The sequence below is a fragment of the Bacillus sp. FDAARGOS_235 genome (assembly GCF_002073415.2).
Classification (GTDB): Bacteria; Bacillota; Bacilli; order Bacillales; family Bacillaceae_G; genus Bacillus_A; species Bacillus_A toyonensis.
Genome location: NZ_CP020437.2, coordinates 490,378 through 507,482, shown reverse-complemented (window position 1 = coordinate 507,482; position 17,105 = coordinate 490,378). Strand labels below are relative to the sequence as shown.

16 protein-coding genes are annotated in these 17,105 nt (G+C 31.0%); 11 read left to right on the top strand and 5 right to left on the bottom strand.

The window, feature by feature from the left end; genetic code table 11:
* The first annotated feature begins 79 nt into the window (after nt 1-79).
* The 4 genes from A6J74_RS04310 to A6J74_RS04295 all read left to right on the top strand — a co-directional run bounded on the left by A6J74_RS04310 (nt 80) and on the right by A6J74_RS04295 (nt 5,561).
* The gene (locus tag A6J74_RS04310; protein WP_002109459.1) at nt 80-637 is read left to right on the top strand and encodes a class I SAM-dependent methyltransferase; all 558 of its coding nucleotides are present in this window, start codon (nt 80-82) and stop codon (nt 635-637) included.
* A 200-nt stretch (nt 638-837) separates the two neighbouring features.
* Nucleotides 838-1,317 (top strand): SRPBCC family protein, encoded by a 480-nt coding sequence (locus A6J74_RS04305; protein WP_000879009.1) that lies wholly within the window; start codon nt 838-840, stop codon nt 1,315-1,317.
* A gap of 79 nt (nt 1,318-1,396) precedes the next feature.
* Nucleotides 1,397-4,567, top strand: a complete 3,171-nt coding sequence (locus A6J74_RS04300) for an ATP-binding cassette domain-containing protein (protein ID WP_000867744.1) — start codon at nt 1,397-1,399, stop codon at nt 4,565-4,567.
* A gap of 181 nt (nt 4,568-4,748) precedes the next feature.
* On the top strand, nt 4,749-5,561 hold the full coding sequence (locus tag A6J74_RS04295; RefSeq protein WP_000472652.1) for a MerR family transcriptional regulator: 813 nt from the start codon (nt 4,749-4,751) through the stop codon (nt 5,559-5,561).
* 196 nt (nt 5,562-5,757) lie between these two features.
* On the opposite strand, the gene A6J74_RS04290 is transcribed toward A6J74_RS04295, so the two are convergent.
* Nucleotides 5,758-6,474 (bottom strand): SDR family oxidoreductase, encoded by a 717-nt coding sequence (locus tag A6J74_RS04290; protein ID WP_000011251.1) that lies wholly within the window; start codon nt 6,472-6,474, stop codon nt 5,758-5,760.
* Nucleotides 6,475-6,669: 195 nt separating this feature from the next.
* On the opposite strand from A6J74_RS04290, the gene A6J74_RS04285 reads away from it, so the two are divergent.
* The 3 genes from A6J74_RS04285 to A6J74_RS04275 all read left to right on the top strand — a co-directional run bounded on the left by A6J74_RS04285 (nt 6,670) and on the right by A6J74_RS04275 (nt 9,000).
* Nucleotides 6,670-7,008: a winged helix-turn-helix transcriptional regulator gene (locus A6J74_RS04285; protein ID WP_000365532.1), complete on the top strand. Its 339-nt coding sequence runs from the start codon at nt 6,670-6,672 to the stop codon at nt 7,006-7,008.
* A gap of 273 nt (nt 7,009-7,281) precedes the next feature.
* Nucleotides 7,282-8,031: a class I SAM-dependent methyltransferase gene (locus tag A6J74_RS04280; RefSeq protein WP_001003847.1), complete on the top strand. Its 750-nt coding sequence runs from the start codon at nt 7,282-7,284 to the stop codon at nt 8,029-8,031.
* A gap of 138 nt (nt 8,032-8,169) precedes the next feature.
* Nucleotides 8,170-9,000, top strand: a complete 831-nt coding sequence (locus A6J74_RS04275) for an alpha/beta fold hydrolase (protein WP_000833435.1) — start codon at nt 8,170-8,172, stop codon at nt 8,998-9,000.
* 103 nt (nt 9,001-9,103) lie between these two features.
* Here A6J74_RS04275 and A6J74_RS04270 read toward each other — a convergent pair whose 3' ends face one another.
* The gene (locus tag A6J74_RS04270; RefSeq protein ID WP_000194102.1) at nt 9,104-9,547 is read right to left on the bottom strand and encodes a carboxymuconolactone decarboxylase family protein; all 444 of its coding nucleotides are present in this window, start codon (nt 9,545-9,547) and stop codon (nt 9,104-9,106) included.
* Between the two features lie 245 nt (nt 9,548-9,792).
* Here A6J74_RS04270 and A6J74_RS04265 point away from each other — a divergent pair, with 245 nt between their 5' ends.
* Nucleotides 9,793-10,587, top strand: coding sequence for a VOC family protein (locus A6J74_RS04265; RefSeq protein ID WP_000627950.1), 795 nt, complete (start codon nt 9,793-9,795; stop codon nt 10,585-10,587).
* Nucleotides 10,588-10,631: 44 nt separating this feature from the next.
* Here A6J74_RS04265 and A6J74_RS04260 read toward each other — a convergent pair whose 3' ends face one another.
* On the bottom strand, nt 10,632-11,039 hold the full coding sequence (locus tag A6J74_RS04260) for a tautomerase family protein (RefSeq protein WP_001117403.1): 408 nt from the start codon (nt 11,037-11,039) through the stop codon (nt 10,632-10,634).
* Nucleotides 11,040-11,149: 110 nt separating this feature from the next.
* Here A6J74_RS04260 and A6J74_RS04255 point away from each other — a divergent pair, with 110 nt between their 5' ends.
* Both A6J74_RS04255 and A6J74_RS04250 read left to right on the top strand, forming a co-directional pair.
* Complete coding sequence (locus A6J74_RS04255; protein WP_000403086.1) at nt 11,150-12,019, top strand: LysR family transcriptional regulator; 870 nt, start codon at nt 11,150-11,152, stop codon at nt 12,017-12,019.
* Nucleotides 12,020-12,186: 167 nt separating this feature from the next.
* Entirely contained in the window at nt 12,187-12,936 is a 750-nt protein-coding gene (locus A6J74_RS04250; RefSeq protein WP_001048445.1) for an aminoglycoside phosphotransferase family protein, read from the top strand.
* A gap of 80 nt (nt 12,937-13,016) precedes the next feature.
* Here the strand turns inward: A6J74_RS04250 and A6J74_RS04245 are convergent, their stop codons facing one another.
* Nucleotides 13,017-13,964 (bottom strand): phosphotransferase enzyme family protein, encoded by a 948-nt coding sequence (locus A6J74_RS04245; RefSeq protein ID WP_000661041.1) that lies wholly within the window; start codon nt 13,962-13,964, stop codon nt 13,017-13,019.
* Nucleotides 13,965-14,287: 323 nt separating this feature from the next.
* On the opposite strand from A6J74_RS04245, the gene A6J74_RS04240 reads away from it, so the two are divergent.
* Nucleotides 14,288-15,382: a helix-turn-helix domain-containing protein gene (locus A6J74_RS04240; protein WP_001008133.1), complete on the top strand. Its 1,095-nt coding sequence runs from the start codon at nt 14,288-14,290 to the stop codon at nt 15,380-15,382.
* Between the two features lie 14 nt (nt 15,383-15,396).
* Here the strand turns inward: A6J74_RS04240 and A6J74_RS04235 are convergent, their stop codons facing one another.
* Nucleotides 15,397-17,088 (bottom strand): M3 family oligoendopeptidase, encoded by a 1,692-nt coding sequence (locus A6J74_RS04235; protein WP_000903465.1) that lies wholly within the window; start codon nt 17,086-17,088, stop codon nt 15,397-15,399.
* Between the last annotated feature and the right edge of the window lie 17 nt (nt 17,089-17,105).

Below are 17,105 nucleotides of genomic sequence, written 5' to 3'. Positions count from 1 at the left end.
GTTTCTTAATTTGTTGCAGCAGGAAAGGTTATAGTAAACATAGAATATATTAATAAATCAAAATGTTTACGGGGTGAAAATGATGGTAATAAAACAAGATGAAATTAAAGTAGTAGTTGGAGTGTTTAATAATAATCCAGGTTGGATTCAAACGCAAGAAGATGAACTTAATTTACTAGACAATACCACTTGGGAAGAAAGATTTGAATACAATTCTATTTCAGCTATTTTAGCTGAGCATGTATGGGAACATCTTACGTTTGAAGAAGGTGTAAAAGCAGCTGAAATTTGTTATGAATTTTTAAAACCATCTGGTCATATTCGGTGCGGAGTCCCTGATGCATTCTTTCAGGATGAGGCATATCAAAATATAGTTCAAATAGGGGGCCCTGGTCCGAAAGATCATCCTGCTGCAAGTCATAAAATAGTTCATAATTACAAAACATTAACGAAAATGTTTGAAACGGCTGGATTTGAGGTAGTTCTACTTGAGTATTGTGATGAAAATGGTCAATTTTATTACAACGACTGGGATGCGAATGACGGGGTTATTTTCCGTTCGAAAAGGTATGATTCTAGGAATCGAGGCGATAAACTTGGTTTTCCATCGTTAATTGTTGACGCAATTAAAAGATAAGTCATTCAAATCAAGTAGGTATTAGTTCATGAGTCGCAAATGCGGCTTTTTTATTTGTGCTGAAATTATAATAAATCAATCAATTTTCAAAATGTCATCTACACATTAAATTAATATTTAGTTGCCATATAGATTTCTTTTATGCATAAATTCGTGTAAAATAAGAACGTACATTCTACACGAGAGTGAGGGGAATAAATATGTTAGCTGAGATAGAGAAACAATCTAATGGCTATATTGTAAAATTTCAACGCCAATTTCCTTATACGATAGAGGAAGTTTGGTCTGTGTTAACTGAAAACAGTAAGCTTAAAAAATGGATGTCTAATTTGCAGATTGAAAACCTTAAAACAGGTGGAATGATAAAGTTCGATATGATGGACGGTTCATTTTTAAATATTGATATTTTAGAGTGTCAACTAAATGCAGTACTTGAATTCAAATGGGATAAAGATCGTGTCCGATTTGAAATACATAAAGCAGGAAATGGATCCCTATTACTTCTTAAAGAATTCATTCATGAATTAACAGATCATACACCGAAAGATATTGCTGGTTGGCATATTTGTTTAGAACTTTTTTCTTCCGTGTTAGAAGGAAAAGAGAAAGAATTTCCAAAAGATGAGTGGCAACAATGGTTTGGAAAATACAAGGTCAAGATTCATGAACTGAAAGGATAATTACATAATAGGTAATATTAATTATGTAATTATTATATTATAAAAATGATTTTTTAAGAAGATAAGAATAGAGGTTAATATGAAAGTAAATCAATTAATTGCAAATAACATAAATAAATTGGATGCAACTATACCATTTAATAAATCGTTTGGAATTGCTGGTTTATCTGGATCAGGTAAAACAACTTTTTGCCAAACAATTGGTGAAGAGTCAAAAAAACGATTAGTTTCTTTATTACCAAAGGCTGAATATCAATATTTATTTCCTAACATTATGGAAACAAATTTTAGTGCTATTAAGATGGAAGAAATGCCATTAGTACTTTTTCTAGGAAAATCATCGATTTCATCTAATCCGCGTTCAACGATTGGTACTCATACTGGTGTTTTTACAGCGGTTCGGGAAAAACTTGCTGAAGTATTTAATCTTTCTCCAGAGGTCTTTTCATTTAATAATCAACTAGGGTGGTGTACTGGTTGTAAAGGTCGTGGTACTACAAAAAATGTTGAGTGTAAAAAATGTAAGGGAAAACGTTATAGTGAAGAAATTGAACAATATGAAATTGATTTGTTCGCTAATCCGCATTCAATTTCAAATATTAATGATTTAAGTGTTGAATCTATTCTTTCACTAGCAAAAGAATTAAATATTAGTGAAGAAAAACAGCATATACTGCAAAATATTATTAATATGAACATTGGCTATTTAACATTAAATCGAATTATGGGTACGTTGTCAGGTGGAGAATTAACACGACTTTACTTAGCTGAATTCATGGCAGTAAGTGAAAATGCAGTAATTATTATTGATGAGATTTCTGTGGGGCTTGATCACGTAACATTATTACAAATATTAGAAGAGATCAAAAAATTAGGGTGCAAAAATCAAATTTGGCTCATTGATCATTCAGATACAGTACTGGATACAACTGATGAGCAATTATTCTTTGGACCTGGTAGTGGAAAATATGGCGGGAAAATTGTGAAAGAATCACCAAGGCCAAAGCCATTACTATCAGAACGAAATAACGAAATGCCAACAGAATATTATACATTCCATGAATTATATTGTCGAAATATCCAAATGACTAAATTTCAGATTCCTAAAAATAGACTTGTAACTGTTACAGGGGAATCAGGATGTGGAAAATCTACACTTGTTAATGAATGTATCGCTAAAGATTTTCAAAAGCGATATCCAAAAGACAAACTTGTTATGGTAGGACAAGATCGCAATCAGTCAATTACAAGTCGATCAACCGTTGCTACTTTCCTTGATATTAAAAAGAAACTGACAAAGTATAGTGAAGAAATTGATGATATTTTTGAACGTTCAATTGAGGATATTATTGATGACCTTCCAAATGAAGATATCGCATATAAGCGCTTGAGTTTACTAATCAAATTAGGACTCGGCTATTTAACATTAGAAAGAAAAACACAAACATTATCAACAGGTGAGTTTCAATGTGTTCATTTAGTGTCGGAGTTATTTGCCAACACAAGAAACCCACATACTTTATTTATTTTTGATGAGCCTTCAAAAGGTTTATCACAAAATATTTTAAATCAATTTATAGATAGTGTCAGAGGGATTTTACAAGATGAATCAGTCTCAATCATAATGATTGAACATAATAGTTACATGCTAGAAAGTTCGGATTACATTGTTGATTTTGGGAAAAGACAGCTTGAATCTGTAGAACATCTTGATGTTATTAGTCATAATGATTATTATCGTCAAAAGAGTAGTGTGAAAAAGGCTGCGCAAATACATATTTCTTCAACGCTAAAGCGTAAAGAAGGAATTCACTATGTAAAAGAAAATCATAATAACTATTTTAAAAATGCTGAAAACGTTTATAAGGGTGGTATTTTAAAAAGTTTATCATCAATGGCCCGATTAATTTATGGCGAATATGAATCTGATACAATTGCACCAATAATTGCTATTGATCTTGAAAGACATTTGTATAGTCAATATAGTTTCTTATATGAGATTGGTGGATTAATTAATCAAATTATAGCTTCCCATCCAACCAATAAAGATACGAGAAGTTTTGATTTTTATTCACAGGATAATCACTGTCCGTCTTGTTCAGGTCGCCTTAAGATTGAAATCTTTAATAAAGACATTACAATACAAGATAAAAATGTTCCATTTTGGGGTGGTTTATTCGATCCGGAAATCATGAAAGTATTGAAATTTTATCAATATGAAAAAATAGAATTTTTATTTGAAGAAATTAAAAATGAACTCGGTCATGATTTATCAAAGAGCTATAATGATATGTCAGAAGAGGAAAAACATACATTTTGGTACGGGTATTTTGAAAAATCATTTTATGATAAGAAAGGTAAGACACGTAGAACATGGGTAGGATTTAATACGATCATTGGTGGATATATTGTGATTTCTAAAGCAGCTATTAAAGAACAAATTAAGGAATCTAAAGAAATCGTGACATGTCCAATTTGTGAGGGGACGGTTTTAAATCATCATAAATCGCTTAAGTTTGGAAACTCAGATATTCGTGAAATAATTAATCAGCCTATGGATGAAGTGTTGAACACAGTTGGTAATTTACCGGCACTCGTTAAATTGAAGTCTATAATAGGTGGAAATATGAGATTGACGGAAGATGTTTCTTTATTGCCAAGAAAAGTGCAAGTTGCACTGAAAATGTTCGAATTAGAACAAGCAAGTTTTTCAAATTATGAAATAGTGTTACAAAATGTTTTACCATTCTGGGACGAAATTAAAGGGAATATAGAATCCATTAGCGCCAATAATCAAGTAACTATTTGTGATTTTTCTAATGTGTATGAAACAAGAGAAACCATTATAGATCAGTATTTCACAAATGGAAAATATAAAAAACTAACATATGTTTACGAAGCATTTGGTTACAAAAAATTAGTTACACAAATTAATAAAATTAAAAAAAGCAACCCATGTCCATTCTGTAACGGAAAGAAAGTTATAACTGAAGATAACCTACATGATGGCGTGTTTAAATTAACAATTCCATGTGTCACTTGTAATGCAAGTGGTATTAATGATGAAGGGCTTAAAGAAATTGTTGATGGCATAGATGTGCAAACATGGTTAACTGGAACAGTTAGTGATGTTGTGGATGAAAGTTTATTAACGGAGGCCGTTGCACAAATACCGATTTTTAATCGTATTCGTGAGTTGGATAAACGAGATATGATGGTGGTTTATGAATGTCTGGAGAAAAATAATTAAGTTGCACTACTTGTATTTAGTTGAACTGATCTGTTTTAAATTGATAATACGTGATTTTAATTATGTAAATATAATATATTTAATTGTTGTTTTAATCGTTAAAAGTAGTTGACTCTCACACGATGTCATTGTTTAAAATAAAGTTGAGATTCGAAGTAGACAGAATTTTTAGGAGGAAACCATGTTTAAAATTGGAGATTTTTCAAAATTATCTTCCATTAGTATACGTATGTTGAGACACTACGATAAAGTGGAGCTATTACAGCCAGTAAAAGTCGATGAGCAAAGTGGTTATCGATATTATTCAGCGGCTCAACTAAAGAAAGTAAATCAAATTCAAACGTTTAAAGATATGGGGTTTAATATCGCTACCATTAAAAAAATAATAGAATGCGATAATATGGATAGTATAAAGGAGCAATTTCTAAATCGTAGTACTCAAATTAAAGAAGACATGAATAACCTCCAAAAACAATTACGTCTCCTCGGAAACTCAATGAAAACGATGAGAGAGGATGTTGTTGAGATGAACTATCATGTTTCAATAAAAGAAATTCCAGAAAGAAATGTAGCTACTGTTAGAAAGGTTATTCCATCGTATAATTGTGAAGGCGATTTATGGAGTATATTAATGCAAGAAATTCATATGAAAAATATTAGTATGGCTCACCCGAGTTATAGTATCGCTGTCTTCCATGATCAAGAATACAAAGAAAATGATGTGGATATAGAAATACAGCTAAATATCTTAGGAAAGCATGAAAATACAAAAGATGTTCATTTTCAAAAAATAGAGCCAATCAAAGTAGCTTCTATAACAGTAAGCGGAAGTTATGAACAAATGACAAACGTAAATGAAGCAGCCGCAAAATGGATTGAGACGGAAGGTTACGAATTAGCAGGCCCAATGTTTAATATTTATCATGTGAGCCCAGCGATGGAAACGGATCCTAATAAGTGGGTTACAGAGGTTTGTTATCCAATCAACAAATAAGCAAAAAAAGGCATATTTTATGCCTTTTTTATTTTATTGTACTCAAAAGTGTATAGAAAAATGGTGTGTCTGTTGGATTCATTCACTATAAGTTTGAATGTGAGAATAAATGAGGTACTTAAAAATATTTTTCATCTAATTGAAATTGTGTTTTAAGTAAAGCCCTTAAGATAATATACAGGTGAATAAAATTAATTTAATGATATGTGTATCCTCCATCAGGAAATAATACACTACCCGTAGTAAACTCATTTTGCATTAAAAACAGGACAGTATGTGCAATTTCATCATTATGCCCAGGTCTTTTTACAAGAGAAAGAGACTTATAATCTTCATAAGCAGCTAGTCTTTTTTCGTTTTGTTCATTCTCTCTTTGTATCGTTCCAGGAGAAACAACATTAACTCTAATCGAAGCTAATTCAACAGCTAAAGCTTTTCCTAAACTTTCAATAGCACCATTACAAGCTCCATAAGCAGGAGCACCTTTAAGTGGCCTTTGGCTAAATGCACCAGACATTAACACGATAGATCCTGATTTTGAAAGAAAAGGAATGGCATATTTCACGGCATAATATTGAGGCCAAAACTTTCCGATAAAGCTACTTTCAGCAATTTCCTCTGTAGTGGTTATTGGTCCAAGTGTGTAAGAAGCCCCCGGTGTAAATAAATGATCAAATTTCCCGACATCTTTGAAAAAATTTTGTAATTGCTCTTTATTTTGATTATCCAATACATAAGTTTGAAGGTGATTGTTATTTATTAATTCTTGAGCAGCCTTTAGCTTTTCTTCCGAGCGTCCGGCAATAATAACATGTGCGCCTTGTTCAACTGCTTGTGTTGCTGTCGCTAATCCAATACCAGAACTTCCACCAATAATAACGATTTGTTTATCTTTTAATGTAGTAAAAGACATGATTAAGCCTCTCCCTTAATATAAAATTAAAAATAAATATGTGTTGCTTTTATTATTCGTTAAAAAATGGTTATTGAAAAGTAGGCACTTTACTTGTACTTAGTCGCAACTTTCGTACTAATGAAGTAGTGAACGGAGAAATAAACATGAAAAATGATTTATTATGATCTATGATGGGATGGGAGAGGTGAGAAGATGGATTTACAAGAACCTAAATTAAAAGGGGTAATAGCGACATTACAAATAATCGGTGGGAAATGGAAGCCATTGATTTTATTTATTTTGCTAACAGATGGAACGAAACGGTTTGGTGAATTAAAGAGATTAATACCCGATATATCTCAAGGAACATTAGCGAAGCAGCTTCGTGAATTAGAGCAAGATCAACTAATAAAACGTGAAATGTATCAAGAAATACCACCTAAAGTAGAATATAGTTTATCTGAGCATGGAAAAACGGTAAGCACGGTGTTGGATAGTATGTGTGGTTGGGGTAGAGGACATTTAGAATTCATCGATAAAAATAGACTATAAAATTATTATGTAAACTAAATGATTTTGCGGAAAAGTATTTTTTTGATAATTTATATTTTATTATATATAATTAAACCATGTTATTATACATAGAATCTTCGAATTGAGATGGGGTAGATGAAATCCTATATTATTCGAAGTAACTAGTTGTTCGGGGCTGAAAAAATGCATACTAGATATAAAAGAAGCTTTACGAGAATATAAACTATGAGTCTATATCGAGGATCGTCAGTATTAAACATTTCATGCATTTTACAAAGGGGAAATAATAAAATGAACGAATTAGAATACAAAAACTTTTATGATAAAGTAGGAAGATTAAATGGGTGGGATTTCAGTAAGCTGAAATGTGAAACGGTAGGAGACACTTGGGACTTTTATGGCGAAGTGAAAGAAAGATGCAAACCATCAGACATGCTACTTGATGTAGGTACAGGTGGAGGAGAGAATGTACTTAACATAGCATCTTCAGCTAAATTGTTAATTGGAATAGATAATTCTAATGGCATGATTGAAACAGCACATTCCAACTTGAAAAAAGTAGGTGTACAAAATGTTGAGTTTCTCCAAATGGGTTCTGAAGCTTTAACGTTTCCGCATGCTTATTTTGATATTGCTTCTAGTTGTCATGCACCGTTTCTAGCATCTGAGTTAGCAAAAGTAATGAAAAAAGGTGCTTTTTTCTTAACACAACAAGTTTGTGAACATGATAAATTAAACCTTAAAGAAGCATTTGGCAGAGGACAATGCTTAGGTGAAAGAGATGGCACTTTAAAAGAAAAGTATATGAGTGAACTTATTAGTGCAGGATTTGAACTCGTGCAAGTACGTGAATATGATGTTACCGATTATTACAGTACACCTGAAGATCTCATTTTTTTATTAAAACATACGCCTATTATTCCTAATTTTGGAGAAGAGGAAGAGGATTTTACTATTTTACAAAAGTTCATCGACGCGAATAGTTCTGAAAAGGGGATTCGTACGAATTCAAAGAGGTTTATGATTATTGCTGTTAAATAATAATATACATTAGCGTAAAGGCAGATTTTCTTTTAAAGAAAATTTGCTTTTTTGTATAGAAAAAAGCAGGGTAAACTTGAAAAAAGTAGAAATAATCATAATGTAAATTTGAAAATTAAAATATGGAGGATAACTGTTTTGAAACGTTACTATATTAACAATGAAAAATTAAACGTACATATTACTGAGTGGGGAGAAAATGATAAACCCGTTATTTTTTGTTTACATGGATTAGGTAGTACAAGTTTAAGTTTTATAGAAATCGCAGAAAAACTAAAGGAAGAGTATAGACTTATATCCATTGATGCACCTGGGCATGGTAAAACACCGCCATTTGAAAGAACAGAAGATTATGAGATGCAAAACTTAGCAAATTGGTTAAATGAAATAATAAATGAACTGAAAATTGAACATTTTTATTTTCTATCACATTCGTGGGGAAGTTTTGTAGCGCTATTTTATTTGTTACATAATCCAGAAAAGGTATTAGGGAGTATTCTCATTGATGGAGGGTACCAAACGAAAAGGCTTCAAGAAGAAACGTTGGAAGAAGAAATTGCTTATTATGAAAAGGACTTTGAAGAGTATGTATTTAATAGTTGGGATGATTTCTTTAAAAGTGAAAAAGAAGTGTATACAAGATGGTCTCCATTATTAGAACTTGCAGTTAAGGATCTTGGTATAGAAATAGATAATAAAGTATGTTGGCATGCGAGGGGTACAACAGCTGGTAATATCGTAAAGGGTATGCACAAGGATGAAATAATGGATATATATGAGGAGTTACCATCTAATATAATATTACTTCGTGCTACAGTACCAGAAATTTGGGATGAGTATAGAGGGAAGACAGCGAGTATTTTTAGTGAGAGAACAAAAGCGACAGTAAAACTAATCCCGAATTCTACCCATCTGTTACATTGGGATTATCCGGAGGTTATAGTAGAAGAAATAAGAAAACATTGGTAAAGTCCAATATAATTTAAAAAGGTTGATTCTTGTAATGTATTAGAATCAACCTTTTTGAAGTGGATGTAATAAAACGTATTGAGCAAGTTGTTTGCTTAAAGTGTTATTTTTTTGCCGGTGTATTTCCCATCGCGATAGAAATTCTATTCCAACTATTAATTTGATTAATAATCAAGACAAGGTCAATATATTGTTTTTCATCATAATGTTCACATACTCGTTTGTATAGGGAATCAGGAACTCTTTTAGTAGGAATAAGTGTAATATGCTCAGCTAATTCAATTGCGATTTTTTCCTCCGCTGTATAAAAAGTACATTCACCCCAAGTACTTAAGCAATAAATTCTTTGTTCAGTCTCTCCCATTTTTCGTGCATCAGATGTATGTAAATCTATGCAGTAAGCACAGCCATTGATTTGAGAAACTCTAATTTTAATAAGTTCTCTAGTCGTTCGATTAATCGTGGATTGTTTTGTGTACTTTTCCATGTCCATCATAATTTTCATAGCATCAGGTGCAGCATCATAGTAAGAAATTCTTTGCGTCACAACACAACACTCCTTTTAGCTTAAAATATTATTCATTATATCTTGAAGTGGTCGTTCATACTAATTATTTGTACTAAAACGCAAACTGCTTAAAGCTTAGATTGTATTAGCTGAAATGTTAACGCAACAGTTCTAATACAAAAGTAGTAGTTTGTTAATTAAAGTTTCAATCTCCAGATGGATTTTTCCTGTTAGTTTTTGAAATACAATACTAATAGAAATAATGAATTTGGAGGTTTATTATAATGATTACACACATTTCAGATATTAAACTACAAACTGTTTCTATAGAAGGAGTAAAACAAGTATACAGAGATATATTATCTTTTCCGATAAAAAAAGAAACAGCATCATTTATTCAATTTGAAGTAACGCCATACACAACAATTAGTTTTCAGGAAGTGTATGAACCAATTGCACCTGCGCATTTCGCTTTTGAGATTCCATATTCAAAATTTCAAGAAACAGCAAACTGGCTTGAAGGATCTGGTTTACTCATTGTGAAATGGAAAGATGGTCATACAATTGACGAGGAGAGCGGTCGATTCAATTTATACTTTAAAGACGGTGATGGAAATCTTCTTGAAATTATCGCACATAGTTATATTAATGAAGAGGTATTAGTTTCACATTCACCGTTAAACGTTTTATACGTAAGGGAAATTGGTCTTCCTGTTAAAAGTGTACCTGTATTTACGGAGTGGTTGAAATCAAATCTAAATATGAAAACGATGGAAGATGGGGACATTTTTAACTTTGTTATAGGTGGCACTGCATACATTGTTGCAACTTGGTGGCAGCGAGCTTGGATTCCAATTGCTATGAAAGCTTTACCACCAAAAGTACATGTTTCTTTCGGAACACCAGATCAAGCATTTTTACAACGAATACAAAATAATTTGAAGAAAAATAGTGTTCCATATGAATGTAAACATAATGAAGTATTATTTATTGAGCAGGGATATACGTTTACTGTCTTGTATACACCAGAGTTCCGTTCTGATATTGCTAGTAAATTACACTTACCACTTTCTATTTAGTTATAGAGAGCGGTAAGTTTATATTGTTTTAAAGAATATAAAATCTAGTTATTATGTTGATGTAACATTTGAGCTATTCCTTGACCAAATGACCAGTTCTCAATTGATGTCTCATGTAAAGTAATGAAAACATCAGCACTAGAGATGTGTAATATAGTAGCCGTGGTAGTTGCTATAGCATTATACAAATCCTTTTTTTGATTCATTGTTCTTCCTGGTCCACACGTAATTGAAACATAAATCATATTATTAGATCGTTTTGTTGAATCCTCTAATAGATAAGAAGAATCATAAAACAGCTGATGGGATGCATAAGGTAAAAACATTTGGAAATAATCGTTTTCGGGGATATTAAAATGTTCCATTAATGAATGATGGATTTTGATACTTACATTTTTTAATAACTTATTATCGGATAATTCTTCAGGATGATAAACAGTAACAAATGGCATATTAGAGCACTTCCTTTCTTTTGAATTCATTTTACTTCCAATCATTTCATTTGTATAATTGAAAATATATTAACTTATTATCAATAAAATCGATAAAGATGGTGTGTCAAATGGAAATAAAAGAATTAATTACATTTAAAAAAATTATTGAAGAAGGAACGTTTTCACAAGCTGCTAAACAATTAAACTATGCCCAATCAACTGTAACAGCACATATAAAAAAGCTAGAGAATGAAATAGGTTTTCTATTATTTGAAAGAGGATGGGATGCGAGATTAACAGAAGAGGGAAAACTCTTTGCAGAGGAAGTAGAAAACTTATTAACACATTGGGAGTATTCCAAATCTCAAGCACAACGTATTAGTAATGAAGAGAGAGGGAGTTTAAGGATTGGTCTATTAGAATCTTTTGCTAAAAGGTTAATTCCAATAATATTAAAGTTTTTAAACGATGAAAAACCATATATACATTGTGATTTTGTAGTGGGAAATACTGCACTTTTAGCAGAGATGATTAAACAAAATAAGGTCGATTTTGCGGTGTGTGGACATAATAATGGTTCGAATATAAAATTCACTCCAATAAGTGATGAACAAATTGAATTTATAGTAAACCATCCGAATCATCCTTTACTACAAAAAGATTTTGTTGAAGTATTTGATATTATAGATTACCCCATAATTGTAGGTGAAAATAGTTGTTTTTCATATCAATCTGTAAGTTCTTTATTAGCGGAAAATAATTTGTCTTTTAAGAGAGTATACAATTGTAGTGCTTTGAACCTTATTCCACAAATGCTCTTTGAGAATGCTATAGGAATTATACCAAAAGGTACAATTTTGAATGAAGAAGTACTATCTTTTAAGATTAAGGGTTTTAATTCTAACATTCCGATTGGTATATTAATATCTACTAAAAATAAAAATTATTTAAGTCAAACGAAACAAAAAATTATGAACATCATTAAAGTAGCCATATAATTATGCAGAAAATAATTATATGGCTATTTTTAATACGTATTTTTCATTTATTATTTCAAAGGTTTTATAATGACAGGATTTATATGAGTAGAAGGATTCCCTAACATTACAGTGAATTTAAAATAAAGGTGTAGTAATAATACTATATAGTTTAAGGAGGAGAAGATTTGAATTTAGGTGAGTTGATAGCCAAAGGAAATACAGCGAAGATATATCTTCATGAAAATAAAGTTATTAAATTATTTGAGGAATACCTTCCAAACACAGAGTCTACAAATGAAGCAAAAAAACAAAAATATGCTTATTCATGCGGACTACCAGTTCCGAACGTATTTGAAGTGACAAAGATACAAAATAGACAGGTAATTATTATGGAATATGTAAAAGGAGAAAATATTGGCGAACTCCTGCTTAATAATCTAAATAAGGCAAAACATTACATCAATATTTGTGTTAATGAACAAAAAAAGATTCATGCTATACGTGTGAATATAGATGAAATGGAACCAATGAGAGAAAGGTTAGAGCGTCAAATTAAATCTGTTCATAAATTGGATAAAAACAAAAAGAAAAATATTTTACAAAAATTAGATTCAATTGTATTTGATTCTAGGCTATGTCATGGAGATTTTCATCCGTTTAATTTGATTTTGAGTAACGATAACGTAAAAATTATAGACTGGATAGATGCAAGTTCAGGTGATATCCGTGCAGATGTATTTCGTACATACTTATTGTACGCTCAGGTCTCAGTAGAATTAGCTGAAATGTATTTACATATGTATTGTAGAAATACTGGCCTATCAAGAGATGAGATTTTTCAATGGGCTCCAATTATTATTACAGCTAGATTTGCTGAGAAGATATCTCCGCATAACGCAGTTTATTTAAATGGAGTGTTAGATCAGTATGTATAATTAAAAAACAAATAAAATCCAGTAAGTAATTATCCTTATATAGGATGTGGTTTAACTATTGTAGCTAAACCACATTTGCTTTACATTTTGATTAATGAATCTTTATTTTCAAGTTTCATTCTATAAAGATTCATTATCCGTACTTGATTCTCAGTTAATTCTTCTTTATTCCAATACATGTGCATTAAACTATATTCAAATATCTCTTTTAATTTGATAAACAACGGAAGCTTGTCTATCATTTCTTTAGGTAGTTCTCTTTCTTCTTGATACCCGTCAAGTATCGCTTTTGTAATAGAATTCTCATAGTCAACAATATTCCCATTTCCAGCAAATGAATATTCTATTGCACTATAAATTAGAACTGCTAAATCGAATATGTAAAAGTGTTTTTCACAGTCTTGAAAATCAATCATGGATAAGTTTGAATCGCTATCAACTAAAATGTTTTCTAACCATAAATCTCCATGGATCAGGCCGTAGTTCGTAGATGTTTTTGGTAGGTTCTTAATGGAAGATAAAACATCGCATGCAATTTCTCTAATAATAGTCTCTTCATTAGGGATATATTTAAGGAAATTATATTCTTCATTTTCATACCAAGCATTAATATGTTTAACTCGTTCAATACTTTCAAAGTCTTGAGATATCAGATGTAATTTGCCAATTTCTTGACCCAATTGTTTAAATACATCGGGATTCCATTCACTTCTTGGTAAGTGAATGCCAGGAGCAGCTTTATAAACTACAGCAAATACCTCCTTGTCTAATGTTAAATTTTCTACTAAATTCCCCTGTAAAGAAGGTATGATTGGTGGAACACCTAATCCAGTTTGATATAAAAAGTTTGTATATTTAACTTCTTCTAACTGTTCTTCATATGTTTTATAGTTTGTAATTCTAATGAAGTAATTCCCTTGTACTGTATTACATTGATACATTTCGTTTGTTATGGGTTTAATGTTAATAAAATGTAATGGATAACGTTCGTTTACTAATGTGAGTATTTCTTTTTCTAATTCCTTCATTTTGAATTCCTCTCTATATTTAAATTTTTTCAACCTAAAAACTAAAAGTTCCTTAATTTACAAAATTCGTGTTTTATTTTATGAAATCCTTTAAAAAGATATATCCTGTAATTTACGTGTTAATAATTAGTAGGGTAGGAACACTCCACAATGATTAAAGTTAAATTGAAAAGTGAATAGAATATATGACAAAATAAGATAGCTGAAAAAATATAAAACAAAGTATTTAAGGATTTTAGAGAATGGTTCGTGTTATAAACCACAAGAAACATCAAAAAAAAGAAACGTATCCCTCTTATAATTTTTAGTGGGGAGTGAAGTAAATGAATGAGTATATACAGCAAATGATTGATTGGATTGAGAAGAATTTGAGGAAGGGATTCTCATTGGAAAAATTATCGCATTACATGGGATATTCCCCTTATTATTGTTCTTTCAAATTTCATCAAGCAACAGGTGTCAGCATTAGGCATTATGTTCTTCTTAGAAGATTGTATTTATCTACGGAGGAATTGACGAACGGTAGAAAGATAATAGATATCGCAATGGATTACGATTACTCTTCGCAAGAGGCTTATGGTAGAGCTTTTAAAACTGTTTTTGGTATAACCCCAAAAGATTTCCAACTTAACAAGATGCCAGTTCAATCATTTGTTAAACTCAATATAAATAAAGAAGAGGAGTTTAAAATGAATATTTCTAGAAAAATAGAGGTTGAGCAGTTACGAAATAGGAAATGTGAACTGTTCGATAAAGACGTACTAAATATATTAAATGGCCAATTTATGTATGAAGAATTTAAAAACGAAAAATTAATGGGAGAGTCTGATTATGCCCCATTTAATGAAGCAATGTGTGTAAATGCTACTAGTACACAAGTTTTCGATGAAGAATTCATTGAAGTAAGAGCAAGGGGGCATAATAGTTCAGTAGAGAATTATATAAAAAAGGTTATAGATCCATTAGAAAAGTTTTTTAAGAATAATTATGAATGTATTGTTTTATGGTTTGGTGAAGATATGTTTTGCCAAATGAACCTAGTAACAATACTTTCTTATCTTGAGCAGTCAGGCTATGAGGGGAGAGTGATTTTAAATAGCTTTAGGGAAGATGAATTCAAAGTCAGTCAAACTGAACTTAAGTTAGGTAACTATTGTTCTGTATACAAAGAGGTATTGGTAAACCATAGAAAACCATCTGTGGATTTACTCCCAGTGATGTATCAGGCTATAAAGTTATATTTAGAAATGTTAAAAGAAGATAATGCTGTAACAAAATTCATCTACAAAAATAAAGAATTATCAAACCAAGAATTATTAATAAAGTTGTTCCATCTTTTTCACGCAATCGGATATGGAGATTCTCAGTACATAGAACTTATTAATAAAATAAAGAAGAAAGCTGCACCTAAAATATAGGTGCAGCTTTCTATTTATATACGTTCAAGTGAATCTAACTCTGCTTCTACAAATGTCATTAATTCTTTAATAGTTTCACCAGAGAAATCAAAACGAATACCAGCTGCTTCATACACTTCTTTTATAGATTTTGAGCTTCCTAGTGATAATGCCTTCCTATAATTATTTAGTGCTTGTTTAGGATTTTTTTTATATTGTTTATACATTTGCAGTGCACCAAGTTGTGCGATTGCATATTCAATATAATAGAATGGTACTTCAAAAATATGAAGTACTGGCAACCAACTCGTTGCTATCCAGTTTTCGTAACCATCAATATGTATGACGCTAGACTGATAATGTTTTTGAAGTTGTAAGTATTTTTCATTTCTTTCCTCAGTAGTATGATTAGGGTTTTCATACAGCCAGTGTTGGAACTGATCTACGATAAGCATAACAGGTAAATATGAAATAACATCTTTAAAGTAGTTGATTTTTGCTTGTTTTAAATCTTCTTTGTCTGTATAGAAAGTATCCCAATAGTCTATTGTGAATACTTCCATTGTCATACTAGCTAGTTCAGCCGTTTCAGCGGGAATTTCTATATACTGTCGTAATTCTAATGGTTTTACGCACTCGTTATGAATGCTATGACCCATTTCATGTATGAAAGTAATAATATCATCTTGTGTATAGTTTAGGTTCATAAAAATAAAAGATAATTGAGAAGCAGGTAAGTACTCACAAAAACCACCAGCTGCTTTTCCTTTACGACTTCCTAAATCTAAGCAATCATGAGTATACATTTGGTTTAATAAAGCTGAAAATTCAACATCTAGTTTATTGAAGATATAAGTGCATTTTTCAATTAAATCTTTTTCATTTGCAATTGGTTTAAGCACTTTTTGATCAGGTGCTACAGCTGTTACATCCCATGGGCGAAGCGTATCTACTTGTAGTTTCTCTTTTTTCTCTTGTAATATTTTATCTTTAAGTGGTACAACGTACTCTCGTATTGATTCGGCTAGTTCATAGCAATCTTTCGCTGTATAATCAAAACGCTCATATTTTTTAAACATATAATCACGATAATTCTCTACTTGAATGTTTTTTGCTTTTTGGTGGCGAATGTTAATTAATGTATTTAAGATGCTTTGGAGTTCTTTTTCAACAGATAAAAACTGTTCAGAAATAATTGTTTTTGCTTTTTTACGGATGTCACGATTCGGATTTTGTAAATAGGATTGTAATTCCGTTATCGTTTTTTCTTCGCCGTCCCAATTTCCACTTAGTCCTCCTGTAATTTCAAAGTACTCTGTTACTAATTGGTCTTCTTTAATTTCTAATTCGATATTTTCCTCGCAAAATAAAGTTTGAGCATTTTTTATTTTTACATCTAATAAACCATATACTTTAGAATCTAATTCCATTCGAAATGGTGACTGTAAGTATTTATTATTAAATAAATTTTGATAACGTTTTAAAAGTGGCTTTACAAATTGTTGATCATGTTCAAAAGTATCTTTTATTTCTTTATTATCTGTATTACTTTGAAAGGCGATATAGTGTAATCGTAATTGTTCTTCGATTTCCCAAATTAATGTAGATTGTTCTTTTAACCAGTGTTCAAGGTCTAGTTTTGAAGAAATCTTTTTATTTATTAAAGTTGAAAGAGCTTGTTCCAATTCAAGTATATTACTAATATCAATCGTATTTACGTGCAGCATTATATATCCCTCACTTT

Coding starts and splice junctions, on each gene's coding strand:
- A6J74_RS04240 (WP_001008133.1), top strand. CDS start 14,288: ATGAATGAGTATATACAGCAAATGATTGATTGGATTGAGAAGAATTTG.
- A6J74_RS04255 (WP_000403086.1), top strand. CDS start 11,150: ATGGAAATAAAAGAATTAATTACATTTAAAAAAATTATTGAAGAAGGA.
- A6J74_RS04265 (WP_000627950.1), top strand. CDS start 9,793: ATGATTACACACATTTCAGATATTAAACTACAAACTGTTTCTATAGAA.
- A6J74_RS04260 (WP_001117403.1), bottom strand. CDS start 11,039: ATGCCATTTGTTACTGTTTATCATCCTGAAGAATTATCCGATAATAAG.
- A6J74_RS04300 (WP_000867744.1), top strand. CDS start 1,397: ATGAAAGTAAATCAATTAATTGCAAATAACATAAATAAATTGGATGCA.
- A6J74_RS04310 (WP_002109459.1), top strand. CDS start 80: ATGATGGTAATAAAACAAGATGAAATTAAAGTAGTAGTTGGAGTGTTT.
- A6J74_RS04290 (WP_000011251.1), bottom strand. CDS start 6,474: ATGTCTTTTACTACATTAAAAGATAAACAAATCGTTATTATTGGTGGA.
- A6J74_RS04285 (WP_000365532.1), top strand. CDS start 6,670: ATGGATTTACAAGAACCTAAATTAAAAGGGGTAATAGCGACATTACAA.
- A6J74_RS04235 (WP_000903465.1), bottom strand. CDS start 17,088: ATGCTGCACGTAAATACGATTGATATTAGTAATATACTTGAATTGGAA.
- A6J74_RS04280 (WP_001003847.1), top strand. CDS start 7,282: ATGAACGAATTAGAATACAAAAACTTTTATGATAAAGTAGGAAGATTA.
- A6J74_RS04295 (WP_000472652.1), top strand. CDS start 4,749: ATGTTTAAAATTGGAGATTTTTCAAAATTATCTTCCATTAGTATACGT.
- A6J74_RS04305 (WP_000879009.1), top strand. CDS start 838: ATGTTAGCTGAGATAGAGAAACAATCTAATGGCTATATTGTAAAATTT.
- A6J74_RS04245 (WP_000661041.1), bottom strand. CDS start 13,964: ATGAAGGAATTAGAAAAAGAAATACTCACATTAGTAAACGAACGTTAT.